Source organism: Bacillota bacterium, from assembly GCA_023511455.1.
In the GTDB taxonomy this organism is placed as follows: Bacteria; Armatimonadota; HRBIN16; order HRBIN16; family HRBIN16; genus HRBIN16.
The window spans coordinates 67,170-83,930 of sequence record JAIMBJ010000009.1 but is presented as its reverse complement, the minus strand read 5'-3'; the positions used below and the strand labels follow the sequence as shown (position 1 = coordinate 83,930).

At 60.0% G+C, this 16,761-nt stretch carries 16 protein-coding genes and 1 tRNA gene; 8 read left to right on the top strand and 9 right to left on the bottom strand.

Annotated features, from left to right (window positions below):
• Positions 1 to 102: 102 nt before the first annotated feature.
• The 6 genes from K6U75_07595 to K6U75_07570 all read right to left on the bottom strand — a co-directional run bounded on the left by K6U75_07595 (position 103) and on the right by K6U75_07570 (position 4,166).
• On the bottom strand, positions 103 to 1,101 hold the full coding sequence (locus K6U75_07595; protein ID MCL6474897.1) for a hypothetical protein: 999 nt from the start codon (positions 1,099 to 1,101) through the stop codon (positions 103 to 105).
• A gap of 119 nt (positions 1,102 to 1,220) precedes the next feature.
• Entirely contained in the window at positions 1,221 to 2,372 is a 1,152-nt protein-coding gene (locus K6U75_07590) for a hypothetical protein (GenBank protein ID MCL6474896.1), read from the bottom strand.
• Entirely contained in the window at positions 2,373 to 2,834 is a 462-nt protein-coding gene (locus K6U75_07585; GenBank protein ID MCL6474895.1) for a hypothetical protein, read from the bottom strand.
• An 18-nt stretch (positions 2,835 to 2,852) separates the two neighbouring features.
• Positions 2,853 to 2,952: transfer RNA gene (locus K6U75_07580), tRNA-Sec, on the bottom strand.
• Between the two features lie 3 nt (positions 2,953 to 2,955).
• Positions 2,956 to 3,909 carry an ROK family protein gene (locus K6U75_07575; protein ID MCL6474894.1) on the bottom strand — a complete coding sequence of 318 codons (954 nt, stop codon included), beginning with the start codon at positions 3,907 to 3,909 and terminating at the stop codon, positions 2,956 to 2,958.
• A 2-nt stretch (positions 3,910 to 3,911) separates the two neighbouring features.
• Positions 3,912 to 4,166: an NIL domain-containing protein gene (locus K6U75_07570; protein ID MCL6474893.1), complete on the bottom strand. Its 255-nt coding sequence runs from the start codon at positions 4,164 to 4,166 to the stop codon at positions 3,912 to 3,914.
• Positions 4,167 to 4,296: 130 nt separating this feature from the next.
• Here K6U75_07570 and K6U75_07565 point away from each other — a divergent pair, with 130 nt between their 5' ends.
• From K6U75_07565 to K6U75_07555, 3 genes are all read left to right on the top strand, one after another.
• Positions 4,297 to 5,010 (top strand): prolyl oligopeptidase family serine peptidase, encoded by a 714-nt coding sequence (locus tag K6U75_07565; GenBank protein MCL6474892.1) that lies wholly within the window; start codon positions 4,297 to 4,299, stop codon positions 5,008 to 5,010.
• A gap of 118 nt (positions 5,011 to 5,128) precedes the next feature.
• Entirely contained in the window at positions 5,129 to 5,380 is a 252-nt protein-coding gene (locus K6U75_07560; protein ID MCL6474891.1) for a hypothetical protein, read from the top strand.
• Entirely contained in the window at positions 5,377 to 5,601 is a 225-nt protein-coding gene (locus K6U75_07555) for a hypothetical protein (GenBank protein ID MCL6474890.1), read from the top strand. The genes K6U75_07560 and K6U75_07555 overlap by 4 nt, the downstream gene beginning before the upstream one ends.
• 63 nt (positions 5,602 to 5,664) lie before the next feature.
• Here K6U75_07555 and K6U75_07550 read toward each other — a convergent pair whose 3' ends face one another.
• The gene (locus K6U75_07550; GenBank protein MCL6474889.1) at positions 5,665 to 7,539 is read right to left on the bottom strand and encodes a radical SAM protein; all 1,875 of its coding nucleotides are present in this window, start codon (positions 7,537 to 7,539) and stop codon (positions 5,665 to 5,667) included.
• A gap of 198 nt (positions 7,540 to 7,737) precedes the next feature.
• Positions 7,738 to 8,442, bottom strand: coding sequence for a thioredoxin family protein (locus K6U75_07545; GenBank protein ID MCL6474888.1), 705 nt, complete (start codon positions 8,440 to 8,442; stop codon positions 7,738 to 7,740).
• 153 nt (positions 8,443 to 8,595) lie between these two features.
• Here K6U75_07545 and K6U75_07540 point away from each other — a divergent pair, with 153 nt between their 5' ends.
• Together K6U75_07540 and K6U75_07535 are read left to right on the top strand one after the other, a co-directional pair.
• Positions 8,596 to 9,156, top strand: coding sequence for a hypothetical protein (locus tag K6U75_07540; GenBank protein MCL6474887.1), 561 nt, complete (start codon positions 8,596 to 8,598; stop codon positions 9,154 to 9,156).
• Positions 9,157 to 9,254: 98 nt separating this feature from the next.
• Positions 9,255 to 10,838, top strand: coding sequence for an FAD-dependent oxidoreductase (locus K6U75_07535; GenBank protein ID MCL6474886.1), 1,584 nt, complete (start codon positions 9,255 to 9,257; stop codon positions 10,836 to 10,838).
• Between the two features lie 104 nt (positions 10,839 to 10,942).
• On the opposite strand, the gene rodA is transcribed toward K6U75_07535, so the two are convergent.
• Positions 10,943 to 12,046, bottom strand: a complete 1,104-nt coding sequence (gene rodA, locus K6U75_07530) for a rod shape-determining protein RodA (GenBank protein ID MCL6474885.1) — start codon at positions 12,044 to 12,046, stop codon at positions 10,943 to 10,945.
• Positions 12,047 to 12,185: 139 nt separating this feature from the next.
• On the opposite strand from rodA, the gene K6U75_07525 reads away from it, so the two are divergent.
• The 3 genes from K6U75_07525 to K6U75_07515 are packed head-to-tail and all read left to right on the top strand — an operon-like array spanning position 12,186 to position 16,711.
• A complete protein-coding gene (locus K6U75_07525; protein MCL6474884.1) occupies positions 12,186 to 13,382 on the top strand; it encodes a hypothetical protein in 1,197 nt (398 codons plus the stop codon).
• 25 nt (positions 13,383 to 13,407) lie between these two features.
• On the top strand, positions 13,408 to 13,554 hold the full coding sequence (locus K6U75_07520; GenBank protein MCL6474883.1) for a hypothetical protein: 147 nt from the start codon (positions 13,408 to 13,410) through the stop codon (positions 13,552 to 13,554).
• A 13-nt stretch (positions 13,555 to 13,567) separates the two neighbouring features.
• Positions 13,568 to 16,711 carry a DNA polymerase III subunit alpha gene (locus K6U75_07515; GenBank protein ID MCL6474882.1) on the top strand — a complete coding sequence of 1,048 codons (3,144 nt, stop codon included), beginning with the start codon at positions 13,568 to 13,570 and terminating at the stop codon, positions 16,709 to 16,711.
• The last annotated feature ends 50 nt before the right edge of the window (positions 16,712 to 16,761 follow it).

Genomic DNA, 16,761 nt, shown 5'->3' with positions numbered 1-16,761 from the left:
CGAACCGCTGATACCGCAAATCCGTCGCGCCGGCGAGGCATCTCGAAGCGCGTGACACGAGATACCCCGCCGGCGTTCAGAAGGGCGCGTTGGCAGGGAGAATTACCACCAGTGCCTGCGTCTGCGCTCACTGGGGCGAATCAGGCTGGTGAAGAGCTCGTGGTGGTCGTCTTCGCCCGAGTGGTGGGCAAAGGCGCACAGATGTACCACCCTTTCCCTTGCCACAAGTGCGGAACCAACTACCCCTGCCGCGCGGAAACGCACATCTTCCCCTTCGCCTACCGCCGGGAATACCTGAGAGTCGGCGCGGGCAACCCGTTCGATGAACTGATGTGCTCCGTCGGCTGTCAGGGGGGTAAACTCCGGCTGGAAGAAGGTGATGGCGTCCAGCGCATTGCTGCGCACCAGCTTGGGGAAGAAGCGGCGGAAGGTCTGGGCAAAGTCAAAAAGGTCCAGCCCCACGATACGCCCGTTGATGGCAAACAGCGCGCCAACCTGTGCCTCCAGCGGCTGGAACGCCTGCTCGTAGTCGCTGAGCGTGTGCTCGTAGCGGTCGTAAATGTCCGTCATGGCGCCGGTTGGAGACTCCACTTCCAGGGCTATCTGGCGCATCGCAACCTCATCCCACAGCGCGGACTGGTCGGCATAAGCATCTCCCGCCATCATCCTGCGGGCGAATACCTGTTCGGACTTTCGTGCCCGCATCGTGGCAGGCATCGCCTGTCGCGAGGTGTAGAACTCATGGGAGACGTGGTGCCAGCGTCCCTGCTCGACACAGGTCACGGGGATAACTACCGTCTGCTGCGCGGGCACAAGGATGGTCAGGTTCACCACGCGGTTCTGCTTGGCTCCAACCAGCTCCTCGCCATCCACAATCAGCACAGCAAAACCACTGCGGTTGGTGACCTTCAGGTTGTTCACGATACCGCCTTCATGTACTTCGGTGACGGAAACCAGTCCCTGCTGCAGCGCGTCATCCAGCGTGAGGTAATCGGGGTCGCCCTGCACGCCGTCGAGTAACGGGAACATCGTCAGGTTCTTGAAGGTGACCGCTTCGCCCAGTTTCAGGCTTTGCAATCGTTGTGCTGCTAACACGTGCATCCTGGCAGTCCTCCTGCTGAACGTTGTTGCAGGTATTATACCACATACTGTCTGTAAAATCAAGTAAACTGCCTTATAAATTGATAAAAAGACATTTCCATTCGTGCAAATGGCAGTTGTTAGCTGTTAGCAAATCCCGTATCCTCTGCGAGCACCGCCGTGACTCCCGAATCGGTTCGGTACATCAGCACGGTGACTGCCCTGTCGCCTGCGGGTTTCCACGCGCGCGTCAGCTGTTCTGGCTCCACAGCCACTCCGCGCTTTTTCACCGTGATACTGCCTGCTTTCAGGGCGCGCAGTCGCTCGAAAAGCCTCTTGCGGGAATACGCAAAGTGCTCCAGCACCCGGTAGGCGCGGGCAAAGGGCGTGGGTATGAGGTTGGCGGAGGTCAGGTAGGCAATCTGGGGGTGCAGAAGATAACCACCGAGCACTTGAGCCAGCTCTGGCAATAGGTGCGCAGCAACCACTGCGGGGTCCGGGTCGTATATCCAGTCCATCGGCGTATGGATGGGTGGGGCAGGGGAGCCGGCAGAGGTCAGCCTTGCCTTTTCGGGAAGGATGAGCGCACTATTTGACCTCCCCTGCCTGCACTCTCCGAAAGCCAGCAATAGTTCCCGGCATTCTCTGTCCACGGAGATGTACTCTCGTTCGGCATCTGGCGGTATGTACGACATGGGCAGCGCGGGCGTTGTCTTCACCAGTGCGCCCTGCACGCTCTTTGCCAGACGACACACCGTTGCCCAGTCCGGCTGCCATTTGTCCGGCGATGACCACCGCCTGTGCTCCGCACGCCGTGCCGGGTCGATGAACAGGAAGGGAGCCTCCTCCAGCCGCAGGCGCAAAAGGTCAGCATGAATCAGGTGACAGCAGGATTCCACCGCATACACTTCCGTGTTGCGCTTGGCGAAGTGGATGCTGAGTGCATCGCGTTCCACACCGACCGTCTCGCCGCGCCCACCCAGAGCAATGAGGTCGCCTCCGATACCGCAGCCTGCGTCCACCACCAGCTCCTTTTCGGGAAAGCGCGAGGCATGATAGGTAGCGACTATTTCCGAAGAGCTTTGCTCCAGACCTTCGGGTGTAAACCACATCTGCTCGGCGCGGGAGAACTTCTGCTTTGCACGGTGGCGCAGGTGTATCTGCTGCACCGCCTGGGAGGCGATGGACGGGTCAAACTCGCGGCGCAGCCACAATAGTAATGCGGTGTCGTCCAGCTCTGGTCGCTGGGTGGCTCGCTGGATAGCCTCTTCCACCCGCTCCAGATTCAGCAACTACTCCTCCCGGCGGCTTTCCCATGCCGTCCAGTATGCGCTGCCTTTGGGAAGCACAAAGAACAGCATCACACCTACACTGGGAACGGCGAACATCAGAAAATCGGTGAAGGACGCTCCCACGAAGAAAAGCAGCAGCCCGAACACGGCGCAGGCTTCGGCAAAGCTCAGAGCGATTAAGGTATGCACGATAAACTGCTTGGGAGTGGGAATATCTGTGGTGACGGAGGCGTACTCCCCGCGAACGGCAAGGCGCGATTGCGCCCACACCACCGAAGCCACTAGAGAGGCAACGCCCAGCAGAGTGGTTGGCAAACGCATCGCTTCCAGCCCGGAGGCAGATGGGCGGTCGCCACTCTGCTGCAGCATGTACGCCAGCACACCGTACATCACCACCGAGCCCACAAAGGCAAACACGATGGTTGCCCATGTCAAGCGGTTCGCAGGAGCTTCGCCTTCCATCGTCCGTTCCTCCCGATGTGGCGAGAGCGCGTGGGAATCGAACCCACCCGGGACGGGGGCAACCCACCCCGCAGACAGCTTTGAAGGCTGCGGAGGACACCAGTCCCCATGCGCTCTCGTGCTAGTCTTCCAGCCACAGGCACACCGCCGCCAGGTCCTGCGCGCGGTCGCCCAGTTCGGCAGGCACCACCTGCAGCACCTCGCGCACTCTGCTCCAGGCGTGCACCTGCAGTGCTTGACGCAACGGTTCCAGCACCAGGTCACCGGCTTTGACGGCGATGGTACCCAGAACCACCCGCTCGGGGTTTAATATCTGCGCCACGTTCGCGATGCCGATACCCATGTAGGTTCCCGCCTCTGCCAGCACAAACCGTGCGAAGGTATCTCCCGCGTGTGCCGCCTCTACCACGTGCTGTGCAGTGACCTCGTTGGGGGAGGTTCGCTGCCAGATGAGGCTTTCCGGCGATTCCCCGGCCAGCTCCCTCGCACGGCGGGCAATAGAGGGTCCCGAAGCCAGAGCCTCCAGACACCCTCGTTTGCCGCAGCCGCACAACGGACCGTCCAGCAGGACAGTGGTATGCCCAATCTCACCGGCAAGGTCGTTGGTGCCGCGATAGAGCCTGCCGTCCAGCACCAGTCCCCCGCCGACGCCCGTGCCCCACGTCATGAACACCATGTTGCGCGTGCCACGCCCTGCGCCAAAGCGGTGCTCCGCCAGAGCGGTGGCGTTGGCATCGTTTTCGAGGCGCGCGGGCAACCCGAAGTGGTCTTCAAAGACCTGCTTGATCGGCACAGCATCCCAGCCCGGCAGGTTCGGCGGCGAGTAAACGACCCCTCTCTGGCTGTCCAGCGGACCTCCACACGAGATGCCGATGCCGCGCACCTGGTGAGGAGATACCCCTTCCAGCACCCGTTCAGTCATCTCGAACAGCTGCTGAACCACTACCTGCCAGCCTTCACCGGCGCGGGTTGGCTGCCACTGTCGGGCGAGGATGTTCCCCTCCACATCCGCCAGCACACATGCCACCTTCGTACCGCCGATGTCCACCCCAACGATATAAGGCGCGTCGGTCATTGCTATCCGGGCTTGTTCTCGGGGAAGAGCGACCTGTCTTCCGGCTCGATAATCATGCCGGTCGTTTGCAGCCACGCTGTTGCCCTTTGTATCTCTTCCACCGAACCGTCCAGCTCCACATAGGCGTAGCCGCCATCCTCGGTAAAGTTCGCTCGCTTGATGTTCACCACCACATTATAGTCCTTGCCCAGCCGCCACAGGAAGGGTTCCTTGACCTGATCGGCGGTGGCAGTAATCAACATTCTCAGTTTCGCCATGTGTTTCTGCCTCTAAGGGATAATGTCCTTACATGGTTTCTGCCCGTGCTATGGAGACTCCTGCAAGAACCTGTTCGCAGGTAACTCTGCGAGCAAACGCGAATCAAACCCAAAAACGACAGGGAGGAGAATGATGTGGCTCATGATGTTGCTACTGGCAACCGCGACCACGCAGGCCGATAAGCCGTTGGAGACGGGTTTCCTGAACAGGACGTACGCCGGAGACAACGTCACCATGCCCTACGTGGTCTACGTGCCGCGCGACTACACGCCCACCAACAGGTACCCCATCATCCTCTTTCTGCACGGGGCAGGCGAGCGCGGTAGCGACGGTTTGAGGCAAACGCAGGTAGGTATCGGTTCGGCGATACGCTCGTATCCAGAGCGTTTTCCCTGTATTGTTGTCATGCCGCAGTGCCCTGCGGATAAGTGGTGGAACGGAGAGGTGCTGGAGGCGGCGTACCGGTGTCTCCAGCAGACGATGAAGGAGTTTTCGTGTGACCCCAGGCGCGTGTACCTGACCGGTTTGTCCATGGGTGGTTTCGGCAGCTGGGAGCTGGCCGCCAGGTATCCCCACACCTTTGCCGCGGTGGTGCCGATTTGTGGAAGAGGCAATCCCGCCGATGCGGAAAAGCTCAAGAATGTGCCGATATGGGTGTTTCACGGCGATGCCGACAACGTGGTGCCGCCTTCTTTCTCGCGCGAGATGGTGGAGGCTTTGAAGAAGGCAGGGTCCACGATGGTCAAGTATACCGAACTGCCCGGCATCGGTCATAACTCGTGGGACCCCGCCTACAGCAGCGCACAGGTCATCCAGTGGCTGCTGGAACAGAAAAAAGAATAGAGTGCGCTGGCAGCACCATGAGAGGGACAGGTATAATCGTATGTGGTGGCGAAGGAACCGTAAAGCAACAGACCGACAAGTGTGTGTTTTGCGCACTGACGGACGAAGGGGGTGCCTAATGAACCAGACACCTACAGCCGAGGATGTCATGGCACAGGTCATGCATCTTCCCCTTGTCGAGCAACTCCGCCTGCTGAGGCAGATGACCGAGCATCTTGAACAGACGATCGGACGACAAAAAATGCTCGGTGGTACAGGGGAACTCCGCTTATGGGGATACTGTGGTGACCTTGCACCTGCTCCCTCTCTGGAAGAAATAGATGCGGTGAGGCATGAGATATGGAGCCAGCTGCGGGATGATATCACATGATTGAGTATCTTCTGGACACTCACGCACTGGTGTGGTTACTTGTTGCAGACCCACGTCTTCCGCGCAGCGTGCGCACACTCGTAGAGGATGCTACTGCGCAGGGACGGAGGGTGGCGTGCTCTGCCCGCATTATCGCAGCCACTGCCTTATTCTTGCGTGTGCCTCTTATCAGCCGAGACCGCAAGATTGTCGTGGACGGCGTACCGACACTGTGGGGTTAAAAACGCCCTGTTGTATACAGGCGTGAAGGCATAACCCAACAGTGGAGCTCCTAATATATCCAATCACGTCTCCAACACGAGGTTCATCAGGAACAGCCAGCCGCGAGTCATCAGTTCCGACACACCCAACATGGTTCCATAGATGCTGCTGAGATAGAGGCGAGGATGCCATAGTTTGCCGCGTTTCAGCAAGTGCCAGGCATCCTGCCACGCCTCACGGGATTGCCCCATGCGCAGGTGCAGATAAGTAAAGAAAGCCACCGCTCGAGCTATTGCGCGCTGTTGACGCTGCACCTGTGCCTCCTTGACTTGTGCAACGCTCTCGCGCCACTCCGCCGTACGCTTCGTGAGCCAGGTGGCGCGCCATATCTTTTCGAACATGAGTATCAGCTGGACGACCCGCCATGATAGCACCACGGTATCCTTCGTGCGTCGCCAGGCATACGCCAGCCGGCTCTCTATCGGGAAGGTAGGTCGGCGTTCGGTACGCCCTTTCAGCCGCCAGAAGCCGATAATCATGGGGTGCGCCTCTTCGCAGTGAGTGGCGTAAGCGTACCATACCGCGTTCTTGAAGATACCCCAGTACGATTCCGGCGTCGCACGGTTGAGCACCTTGATTAGATTCTCCACCGAATAGAATCGCCTCCACGCTTCCCGATACACGTTGAACCATTCCTCTCTGGTCATGTTCGGGTGGTTTTGCGCCGCGTGGAAGCTGTCGTACTCGTTAAAGTCCGGGCTCATCCACTCTCCGCGTTTGGTCATCTCCAGGTGGTCTACCGAGCCGGGCAGGGGAGTGAGCATGAAGAAGCTCGCCTGATCGGGCTGCACCACCTCCATCAGTGTGGTGATGTCCCGCCGCACCGACTCCACGGTGTCAAAGGGGAAGCCGATGATGTAACTGGTGTGTACGGCGATACCGTAGCGGTGCCATGCCTGTATCATCTCCTCGAAAAAGTTCAGCTTATTCTGTCCTTTCGAGGCCGCCTTCAGGTTGTCCGGGTTCAGACTCTCCAGTCCGATAAACACTTGCGAGCAACCTGCGCGTGCGGCCAGGTCTACAAAATCGGGAATGCGGTAGGAAGGCACATCCACCTGCATCATGAAGGTAATGCGTATGCCCTCCTGCTCTCGCATCTGGATGAGACGCTCAAAAATCTCTCTCCAGCGAGGGTTGCGCGACATATTGTCGTCGGTAAAGAAGTAATGTTTGATGCGAGGATAGTGCTCTCGAACATGTTTCTCAATCAGCTCCGGTGAACGGTAACGCATCGAGTTGCCCTGCACATGGATGATGGTACAGAACGAACACTTGAACACACACCCACGCGAGGTGTCCATCGTCCCGGCGTAAGGCAGCATGAACCGCCGTGCCACTGTATCGTCTACCAGGGGTGCTGCCCACTCTTTCGACAGGTCGGGCAATTCGCCCAGCCAGTAGATGGACTTCAGCTTGCCGTGGAGGGCATCGGTCAACAGCTCCTCCGTGCGCCCCTCGATCTCCCCGGCGAACAGACTGATACCCTCCTCACGCAGTTGCTGCAGCTCGGGTGTCAGTCCCAACAGCGCCAGCGAACCGCTCACGTGGAACCCGCCGATAATCACCATCGCGCCGAGTTTTTTGAACCGCCGTGCCAAATCCACCGCGCGGGGAAACTGATTCGTTTGCACGCCTACCAGACCGACCAGCGTGGGAACGCCGGGAATCGCCCATTTGCGCATCACCCTCTCCGGCACCACCAGCTGCACGGTCTCATCGATGAGGTGCATCTCGATGGTAATGCCCATTTTCTGCGCGGCGTCGCGGAACAAGCCGTTCAGCGCGTTCAATGTGTTCGAGGGTAAAACACCCCGTACATGGTGAATCACGTAGCCGTCGTCGTCGTACTTGGAGGGTTTCACCAGAATAACGTTCAACCTCGGTAATTCTCGAGCCATCTCTCTCCTGCCTTCCGTTTTACAGCCGATGCGGGGCACAAACAATCCGTACACCTTGCCCGTTCACCGCTTGATTGATTATAGGCGTTTAACCTGCGTAAAGTCAAGGGGAAATGAGGGGGTTCCAGAAAGAATATTGCCTGCTCTGTAACAAAAAGCCCCCCGCTGGTGCAGGGGGCGAGGGCGCGCCTTCCATTTTTACGCTTTCACCAGAGCGTTTTCGAGGTAACGCAAAACCATGTTTTCTGGCATTGCCCCTTCGAACTCCACCACCTCGTTGATGACGGTTTTAGGCACGCCGTATACATTCCAATCTTGACTGAGCTGCTCGAACTCCATCGCCTCAATCATCGCGCCGCGGATGTTCGGGTTGACGAAAGCGAACTGGTGCGCCGTGAGCACCGCACGTGGGCAATAAGGACAGGTCGGCGTGACGAACACCATCATGTCCACCCGTTTGTCGATTTTGGTCACTTCGTCCAGCACCTGCGGCGACAGATGATGATGCCCTGTGGAAATCATCAGGATGTCCTCCAGCAGGGTGGCGAACTCGTAGCCCGCGGGGATGCCGTAGAACCGGATGCCGTAATCCACTTCTTCGCCGTTTTGCAAGCCGGTCAGCACGATGGCAGGTACAAGGTAGCCCTGCTCGTCTTTCTTCATGTCGTAGGCTGCTGCACGAACCGGGTCGGCATACGGGTCCACGAACTCTACCTGCAGTTTGTCATGCAGGTCTGCCAGCTCGCTCATCAGCTCGCGCAGCTCGGTGCAGAAGGCGCATTCCCGTCGCCCCGGTGCTATCAGGTTGGTGGCGGGCGCGAAGACAATCATCTTTACAGGGTTGACCATTTCGCTCAACCGCTCGCGTACCGCTGCCTTATCTTTGTCGGTCAGGATAGCCATGTTCTCATTCCTCCTCTGGCTCAGGTGGTTTCCACAGAGTTGGACTCAGGTACCTGCGACGGAGATTCATCACGGGTTAGGGAACATTTTTGGCGTTTGCATCGTCTACGAGAATGGTAAATCACTCCACCAATCCCGAAGGAGGGAGCCGGTATGTCTCGTCTCGTCTTGACGTTTGCGCTGGTGCTGTGGAGTCTCCCGCTGTTGGCGCAGGACAACGTTTGCTACTTCCAGAAGTGCTACGGTTCCGGCACCGTGTTGATTACCAACACCCCCCATACCGCGGGCACCATCGAGGTAGCGGTGCGAAACATCCTGTGCCCTGAGGGGGTAACGCCCCCCGATGACCCCCTGGCGGGCAAGCTGGTCTTCCGCACGGTGACCCCGGCAGTCGACAGCTGGATACCGATTGTGCCGGTGCTGGTGGTCATGCACGATGCGGATGCGTATGCAATGGACAGACCCTTTGCCGCCACGTTCAGCGGACCAGCCACCGCTTACATCGGTTTCACACGCAGGGGTATCAAGGGCACACTGAAGGCTACCATCGTGGACTGGCGCGATCCAACCGACGCTCTGGGTCCCAGCATCATGCTGTTTGACACGGTGGAGATGACCTTCGTGCCGGAAAACTCTCCGCTGCCCTATCAGCTGGAGTGGCGTGGCATCGTCTGGAAGGGCGACCTTATCGTGTTCGAACGCTGGGGGCGGTAAACGGCTGCTGTTTTGCCTCCTGCGGGCACGCCCCGCAGGAGGCTTTTTGATTCGGGGAGTATAAGCAAATCAATATGCGCCTTCGTGGAGGGGGAACGATGCGCGAAACCCGTTGCGATGTGCTGATTGTCGGTGGAGGTACCGGCGGCTGTGCCGCCGCGATGGCGGCTGCCAGCCTGGGTGTCACGGTGGTTATGACCGAGGAGACCGAGTGGGTGGGGGGACAGCTGACCGCACAAGCCGTTCCCCCCGACGAACACCCCTGGATCGAAAGCTTCGGCTGCACCGCCCGTTACCGGCAGTATCGAAACGCTGTACGCCAGTTCTACCGAGACCACTACCCGCTCACCCTGCAGGCGCGCAATAACCCCCGCTTAAACCCGGGCAACGGCTGGGTCTCGCGCCTGTGCCACGAGCCGCGTGTGGGGTTAGCCGTGCTGGAAACGATGCTCCATTACCCGCGCACTGCAGGATGGCTGGACATCCGCCTGCATCGCAAGCCCATCCGCGCCGAGGTGCAGGGCGACTGCGTGCTTGCCGTTACCTTCCGCAACCTGCGTACGGGTGATGAAGAGGCGGTACAGGCGCGCTATGTGCTGGATGCCACCGAATTGGGCGACCTGCTGCCGATGACCGGTACCGAGTATGTGGTGGGCGCGGAATCGCAGCGTGAAACGGGCGAACCACACGCCGTGGCTGGCGCCCCGCAACCGGACAACGTGCAGGGGATCACGTGGTGCTTCGCGATGGCGTACGACCCTGAAGGCGGCCACACCATCGACAAACCCGCCCAGTACGACCGCTGGCGCGAATACCAGCCTGCCTTCTGGCCCGACAAACTGCTCAGCTGGTACACCGCCCACCCCATCACGCTGGAAAAGACGCGGTGGTTCCTGTTCCCGCACGAAACCGACAACCCCTATCGCGCGCTGTTTACCTACCGACGCATTGTCTGTCGCGACCACTATCCGCCTGAGCTTGCTCCACACGAGGTAACCATCGTCAACTGGCCGCAAAACGACTACTTTGCGGGCACGATTATCGACCAGCCCGAAGCGGTCGTGCAGCAACGGCTGGAGGAGGCGCGGCAGCTGTCGCTGAGCCTGCTCTACTGGCTGCAGACGGAAGCCCCGCGCCCCGACGGCGGCACCGGCTACCCCGGCCTGTACCTGCGCCCCGACATCACCGGCACCGACGACGGGCTGGCGATGTTCCCCTACATCCGCGAGTCGCGCCGCATCCGCGCCGTGTTCACCGTGACCGAACAGCACGTCGCCTCCGAACTGAACCCGGGCGCGGACAGGGCACAGCCCTTTGCCGACAGCGTGGGCGTGGGGTGTTATCGCATTGACCTGCACCCCAGCACCAACGGCACCAACTCCATCGATATCGGCGCGTTGCCGTTCCAGATACCGCTTGGCGCGCTGCTGCCCGTGCGCATGCGCAACCTGTTACCGGCGTGCAAAAACATCGGCACCACGCACATCACCAACGGCTGTTTCCGCCTGCACCCGGTGGAATGGAACATCGGCGAGGCGGCAGGATTACTAGCAGCGTTCTGTATCCAGCGTGGCACGGAACCCCATCAAGTGCGCGAAGACGAGAGCCTGTTGCGGGACTACCAGAGCCTGCTACGCGCGCAGGGCATCGAACTGGAGTGGCCGCAGACGCACCCGGTGTGAGCGGATGGAACTTCTCCCAAACTGATGTCATCAGGAGTTACGCAGGGCTATACAGGCGGGCATACGAGTTCAGCGCGCCGAGGTCCCGGCGCATTCCGTGTGCGTTAGAACATCACTTCATACTGCTGCCGATGTATCGCCTGCATCAAACCGAGAGCGACGAAGCAGGTGATGACCGCCGTTCCCCCGAAGCTGACAAACGGCAGCCATACCCCCACCACTGGCAGGATGCCAACTACCATGCCAGTATTGACGATGATATGGTAGGCAAAAAAGGTGGTAACGCCTGCCGCAATCAGCCTGACGTACAGGCGGTGCGACTGTAAGATGAGGCGCAGGAATCGCCACAGCAATAAGGCGTATGCCGACAACAGAGCGATACTACCTGCAAAGCCCGTCTCCTCCGCCACGACGGTAAAGATGAAGTCCGTGTGCTGTTCGGGAATGAAGAGCAGCTCGTTCTGCGTGCCGCGAAACAGCCCCTTGCCGAACACCTGCCCCGATCCGACCGCAATCCGCGCCTGTAGAATCTGATAGCCCGAGCCACGCGGGTCTCGTTCCGGGTTCAAAAAGGCGATGAAGCGGTTCTTCTGATAATCCTCCAGCACGCCCGTGTGCCACAGCGCAATAAACGCCACCAGTCCAGCCAGCAACACGATGCCTAAATGCTTCAAGTTTGCCCCTGCCAGCATCATCATGCCGAACCATATCGCCATGACCACCAGCGAGGTGCCCAGGTCTGGCTGTTTGAATATCAGCAGCACAGGCACTCCAATGTACGCTAAGGATTTCAGCACCAGCTGAGGGGAACGTATCTGCTCTTCTCTGCTGGCAAGCCAGGCAGCCAGCGTGAGGATAACGAAGAGTTTCGCCATCTCCGATGGCTGGAGGTTGAAGCCTCCCGGAAGGGGTATCCATCGCTGTGCGCCTTTAGTGGTCTTGCCGAAAAAGTCCACGTAGAACAGCAAGCCGATATTCAGTGCGTAAAACCAGCGCGTCCACCTTAGCCACGTCTGTATCGGGCGGGAGGCGACCAGAAACATCGCTATAATGCCAATGCCCATCGCAATGGCTTGCTTGCGCACGAAAAACAGTCCATCCCCTTGCGCCCGGCGTGCGCTGTAAATCATGAGCAGCCCCCACGCACACAACGCCAGCGCCAGCAGGATGGTCGCCCAGTCCAGTTCTCGCAAAAATCTCCGATTCATGAGCGACTACAGTGTATCAGGTTCGCAGGGGAAAGGGCAAGCCAACACTGGATTACCCTTGACAAGCGGTCTCGTCCAGAATATAATATACAAAAATACACTTATTTTAATGCACATGAAAGGATTGAACACCCTGTGCGTGCGCGCCAGTGGGTTTGCCCTGAGCGCGCTACAGGCACCACAAGATCGCCCTGCGGTCGTGTTACGCGATGGGCGCGTCGTCGAGGCAAATGCGCTGGCGCAATCGTTCGGCGTGAGGCATTCCATGCCGCAGTCCGCCGTCGGCGCGGTGTGCCCCCACGCGCTCTGTCTGCGAGAAGACATAGAGGCAACCCAACAGTTGTACGAACAATGGATGCAACGCTGTTCCCAGCTTGCCCTGGCAACCGAGCCGATAGACTCTCGCACGATGTTACTGGACTGGCGCGGCTTCGAGGATGGTGGCAGGCAGGCATGGCGCACGCTGTTTTCCGAGAGCCAGCGCATGGGTGTCACGTTGACGGCGGGTTTCAGCACTGGCAGGCTCTCGGCGCAGGTGGCACTGCGGGCGGCGGCGCGAGAGGGTCTGCGCCTGAAAATCTTAAAGCCGCCGCTTTTGCTGTCGCTATGGCCACTGCCACTGCAGCTGCTGCCAGCAGACTATGAAGGGGTCGTGCAACGATGCCTGCGGATGGGCTGGACGTCTTTCGGGACGCTGGCGTCACAACCGATAGGGCAGGTGCGCACCTTGCTGGGGGAGAACGGGCTGTCGGTCTGGTATCTGGCGCAGGGCTACGATAGCCCCTGCGTGCGTGCGCTCTACCCCCCGCCTTGCTGGCAAACAGGCGGCGAGTTCGCCGACGCCATCACCGAAGAGGCTGTGCAGACGCTGTGGAAGCGAGTAGCCCGCGAGATAGCAGCAAAAGCGTCGCAGTGCGGACAGGGCATCGTCGAGGTGCGTCTGACGCTAACGTACGAAGGCGGCAAACGGCAGAATCTCCACCGCTCACTGCCTGCCCCCCTGTCCGATGAACGCGCTATCTATGCCCAGATAAACCGCCTGTGGCAGATGCGTGCGTCCTATCCCCAGCCTGTTCGGTGGCAACTCCGCGTGGTTTGGTCGACGGCTTCCCGCCCAACCCAGCTCGAATTGGAATCCTCAGTAGCGCATCGCAGTGACCTGCAAGCGGCGCTGGCATACCTGCGTCGGCGGTTTGGGGGGGAAGCTTGTTTTCCCCTGGTGCAACTGGAACCCAGCTGGAACGAAAGGATGAGACGCTACTATGAAGCGTGCAACCTTTCTGCCTATTCAGGTGGAGCAGACGAGCGATGGACGCCCCTGTCGGATTCAGTATAGAGGGCAGGTTTGGCAGGTTTGTGTGGTGGAGGAGTGGTTAGAGACCGGCCGCTGGTGGCAGGGAGAGAGCCAGCGCGTGTTTTACCGCCTGCTTACCGAGCATCAGCGGGTGCTGGAGGTCAGTCTGGAGCCTGCCACACAGCGATGGACGTTAGAGAAATGGCTGGACTGAGGAGGCGTGGACAATGCGTCAGGGAGGCGTACACCTGCACGTACACTCGGGTTTCAGCTTTTTGGACGGAGCCAGCGCGGTAGAGGAGCTGGTTGCCGAGGCGGCGCGATTGGAGATGCCCGCCTTAGCACTGACCGACCACCATGGGGTCTACGGGGCGGTGCGTTTCGCACAAGCCTGTCACCGTCATGGAATCAAGCCCATCGTGGGCGCGGAAGTGACGCTGGAAGACGGTCTCCACCTGACCCTGTTATGTGAGCATCGAAAGGGGTATGCGAATCTATGCCAGCTACTGACACGCGCCCACCTGCAGTCGCCGCGCGGCAAGGCGCAGGTACGCTTGGAATGGCTGGAGCGATATGCTGAAGGTCTGATTGCGCTGACCGGGTGTCGTCTGGGCAGGTTGACCTATCTGTTGCGGGCGCAACGCTATCTGGAAGCACGGCAATGGCTCGAAACCCTGCGTGCCGTTTTCGGTAAAGAGAACCTGTTCGTGGAACTGCAGCACACCCGCAAGCCTGGCGATGCATGGATAGTCGCCCGCCAGATCGAGGCAGCACAGAGCCTGCAGCTGCCCGTTGTTGCCACCGCGAACGTGCATTACGCCACTGCAGACCGCTTCCCCGCGCATGACCTGCTGACCTGTGCCCGTCTCGGCGTTACGGTCTCGGAGGCACACCCACTGCGTCCCATCAATGACTGCAACACCCTTGCGGACGCGCTGAGCTGGCAGAAGCGGTATCGAGATTGCCCCGAAGCGTGGCAGAACAGCCTGCTTCTTGCCGAACGGTGCGCAGCGGACGTGGTGCCGCTGGGGCGTGATCTGTTCCCCCGCTTCCCCCTGCCACACGGTCAAACCGCCGAGCGGATGCTGCAGCAACTGGTGCGGGAAGGGGCAAAACAACGCTATCCGTCCATCACCGACCAGGTGCGCCGCCGACTGCGACGGGAGCTGCATGTGATTTGCACGCTGGGATACGCTGACTTTTTCCTTGCCGTGTGGGAGCTGACCCGCTTCGCCCGAGAGCAGCACATCCGCTGGGCGGCACGAGGCTCCGTCTCCGACAGCGCGGTCGCCTACTGTCTGGGTATCAGCGATATCGACCCCATCCGACGCGGACTCCCCTTCGAGCGGTTCCTTTCTATCGAGCGCAGCCAGAAGCCCGATATCGACCTTGACTTCGACGCCAACCGCCGCGAGGAGGTCTTCCACTACTTGCGTCAACGCTACGGCGAGGAGCATGTGGCGATGGTGGGAACATTCTCCACCTACCGCGCCCGCTCCGCTGTGCGACTGGTTGGCAAAACGCTGGGCTTGCCCTCGGACCTGGTAGACCGTCTGGCGAAACGCATCCCCCTGTTCTGCTATGCCGACGACCTGGAGCGCGCCTTTGCGAACGCGCCCGAGCTGCGTGAAAGCGGCTTCACCGCCCATCAGGTACAACAGATGCTGAAACTGTGCGCCCAGATTGCCAACCTGCCGCACCATCTGGGCACGCATCTGGGCGGGATACTCATCAGCCGCGAGCCTATCGACAGCATTGTGCCTGTGCAGCTGTCCCCGATGAACCGCAAGGTCGTGCAATGGGATAAGGACGACGTGGAAACAGCGGGTTTCGTCAAACTCGACCTGCTCTCCCTGCGGATGCTCTCTGCCGTCGAACACGCTGAAGGGCAGATTCGGCGCAGTGTTCCCGACTTCCGCGTGAGCGACATCCCCTACGATGACCCCGATACCTTCGAGATGATACGCGCAGGCGAAACCATCGGGGCGTTTCAGATAGAGAGCCCAGCGCAACGTAGCCTGCATACACGCCTGCGCTCGCAGTGCCAGATGGATATCGACGTCAGCGTGGCGCTGATACGCCCGGGACCCATCCGCGGCGACATGGTTACTCCCTTTGTCAACCGCCGCAACGGAGACGATCCCGTGCATTATTTGCACCCCCATCTGGAACCCATCCTGCGCCATACCTGCGGCGTGCCCGTGTTCCAGGAACAGATTATTCTCATCGCCACGCGCCTTGCAGGCTTCACCCCCGGCGAGGCAGACCAGCTGCGCAAGACGATGACCCACCACCGCTCCCGACAGGAGATGGAGCGATTGGGCAGACTGTTTGTGGAGCGCGCTGTGCAGCGGGGATACAGCGCACATCTGGCGATGCGGGTGTATGAGTGGATTTATGGCTTCGCAGGCTATGGTTTCTGTGAGGCGCACGCCGCCAGCTTCGGTGACACCGCCTACAAGACCGCCTACATGCTGCGTTACTACCCCGCGCAGTTTTACGCCGCGCTGCTCAGCTGCCAGCCGATGGGCTACTATCCCCCGAATACCCTGGCGCTGCAGGCGCGAACGCGCGGCATCCGCCTGTTACTGCCCGACATTAACCGCAGTGAGATTGCCTGCACAGTGGAAGAGGGCAACATCCGTCTTGGGTGGTGCCGCGTGCGGGGAATGAGCCGCGAGGAGATAGAGAGCCTGTTGGCAGCGCGTGCCGAACGGCCGTTCCAATCCTTAGAAGACCTGTGTCGTCGCGCCACACTGCACAGAGATACCCTGGAGCGGCTAATCCTGTGTGGAACCTTCGATACATGGCATCCTAACCGCCGACAGTGGCTGATGCAACTTCCATACGCCCTGGCTCAGCGGCAGGCCCTGGGCAATCTGTTCCCTGCCGAAGCCCTACCAGCGCCCTCCCTGCAAGCGGAGGATTTTACGGCATGGGAGAAGTTCTGGTATGAGTGGGAGATACTGGGGCTGAGCGTGGATTGCCATGTGATGACCTTCCTGCGCGACGACCTGCAACGTCGGGAGATCCTGAGTACCGCCGACCTGACGATGGTGCGCGACGGCGCGTGGGTGAAACTCGCGGGGTTGGTTGTCTGTCCCCATCGCCCGCCGACGCGCAGTGGGCGTCGAGTGCTGTTCGTCTCTCTGGAGGATGAGTTCGGACTGGTAGATGCCGTGCTGTTCGAGAAGGTGTATCAGGCGTACGGGCACTGGGTGCTGACGCAGCCGCTGGTTATCGTGGAAGGGCACCTGCAACGGCGTGGACGCGGGTTGAGTGTGATTGTGCAGCGCGTGGAACCCTATCGCCCTGTGCATGTCACCAACGGCTTTCCCGAGCCTGTGGAGCAGGTCTGCCTGCGGGTGTAAGTATTGCCCGATGCACGCTGCTCATTGACCGTCCTCCCTCGAATCCGATA

What these genes read in the sequence shown, in the direction of transcription:
- K6U75_07535 (MCL6474886.1), top strand. Translation starts at nt 9,255, where the DNA reads ATGCGCGAAACCCGTTGCGATGTGCTGATTGTCGGTGGAGGTACCGGC.
- K6U75_07545 (MCL6474888.1), bottom strand. Translation starts at nt 8,442, where the DNA reads ATGGCTATCCTGACCGACAAAGATAAGGCAGCGGTACGCGAGCGGTTG.
- K6U75_07595 (MCL6474897.1), bottom strand. Translation starts at nt 1,101, where the DNA reads ATGCACGTGTTAGCAGCACAACGATTGCAAAGCCTGAAACTGGGCGAA.
- K6U75_07565 (MCL6474892.1), top strand. Translation starts at nt 4,297, where the DNA reads ATGATGTGGCTCATGATGTTGCTACTGGCAACCGCGACCACGCAGGCC.
- K6U75_07555 (MCL6474890.1), top strand. Translation starts at nt 5,377, where the DNA reads ATGATTGAGTATCTTCTGGACACTCACGCACTGGTGTGGTTACTTGTT.
- rodA (MCL6474885.1), bottom strand. Translation starts at nt 12,046, where the DNA reads ATGAATCGGAGATTTTTGCGAGAACTGGACTGGGCGACCATCCTGCTG.
- K6U75_07550 (MCL6474889.1), bottom strand. Translation starts at nt 7,539, where the DNA reads ATGGCTCGAGAATTACCGAGGTTGAACGTTATTCTGGTGAAACCCTCC.
- K6U75_07540 (MCL6474887.1), top strand. Translation starts at nt 8,596, where the DNA reads ATGTCTCGTCTCGTCTTGACGTTTGCGCTGGTGCTGTGGAGTCTCCCG.
- K6U75_07570 (MCL6474893.1), bottom strand. Translation starts at nt 4,166, where the DNA reads ATGGCGAAACTGAGAATGTTGATTACTGCCACCGCCGATCAGGTCAAG.
- K6U75_07515 (MCL6474882.1), top strand. Translation starts at nt 13,568, where the DNA reads ATGCGTCAGGGAGGCGTACACCTGCACGTACACTCGGGTTTCAGCTTT.
- K6U75_07585 (MCL6474895.1), bottom strand. Translation starts at nt 2,834, where the DNA reads ATGGAAGGCGAAGCTCCTGCGAACCGCTTGACATGGGCAACCATCGTG.
- K6U75_07575 (MCL6474894.1), bottom strand. Translation starts at nt 3,909, where the DNA reads ATGACCGACGCGCCTTATATCGTTGGGGTGGACATCGGCGGTACGAAG.
- K6U75_07560 (MCL6474891.1), top strand. Translation starts at nt 5,129, where the DNA reads ATGAACCAGACACCTACAGCCGAGGATGTCATGGCACAGGTCATGCAT.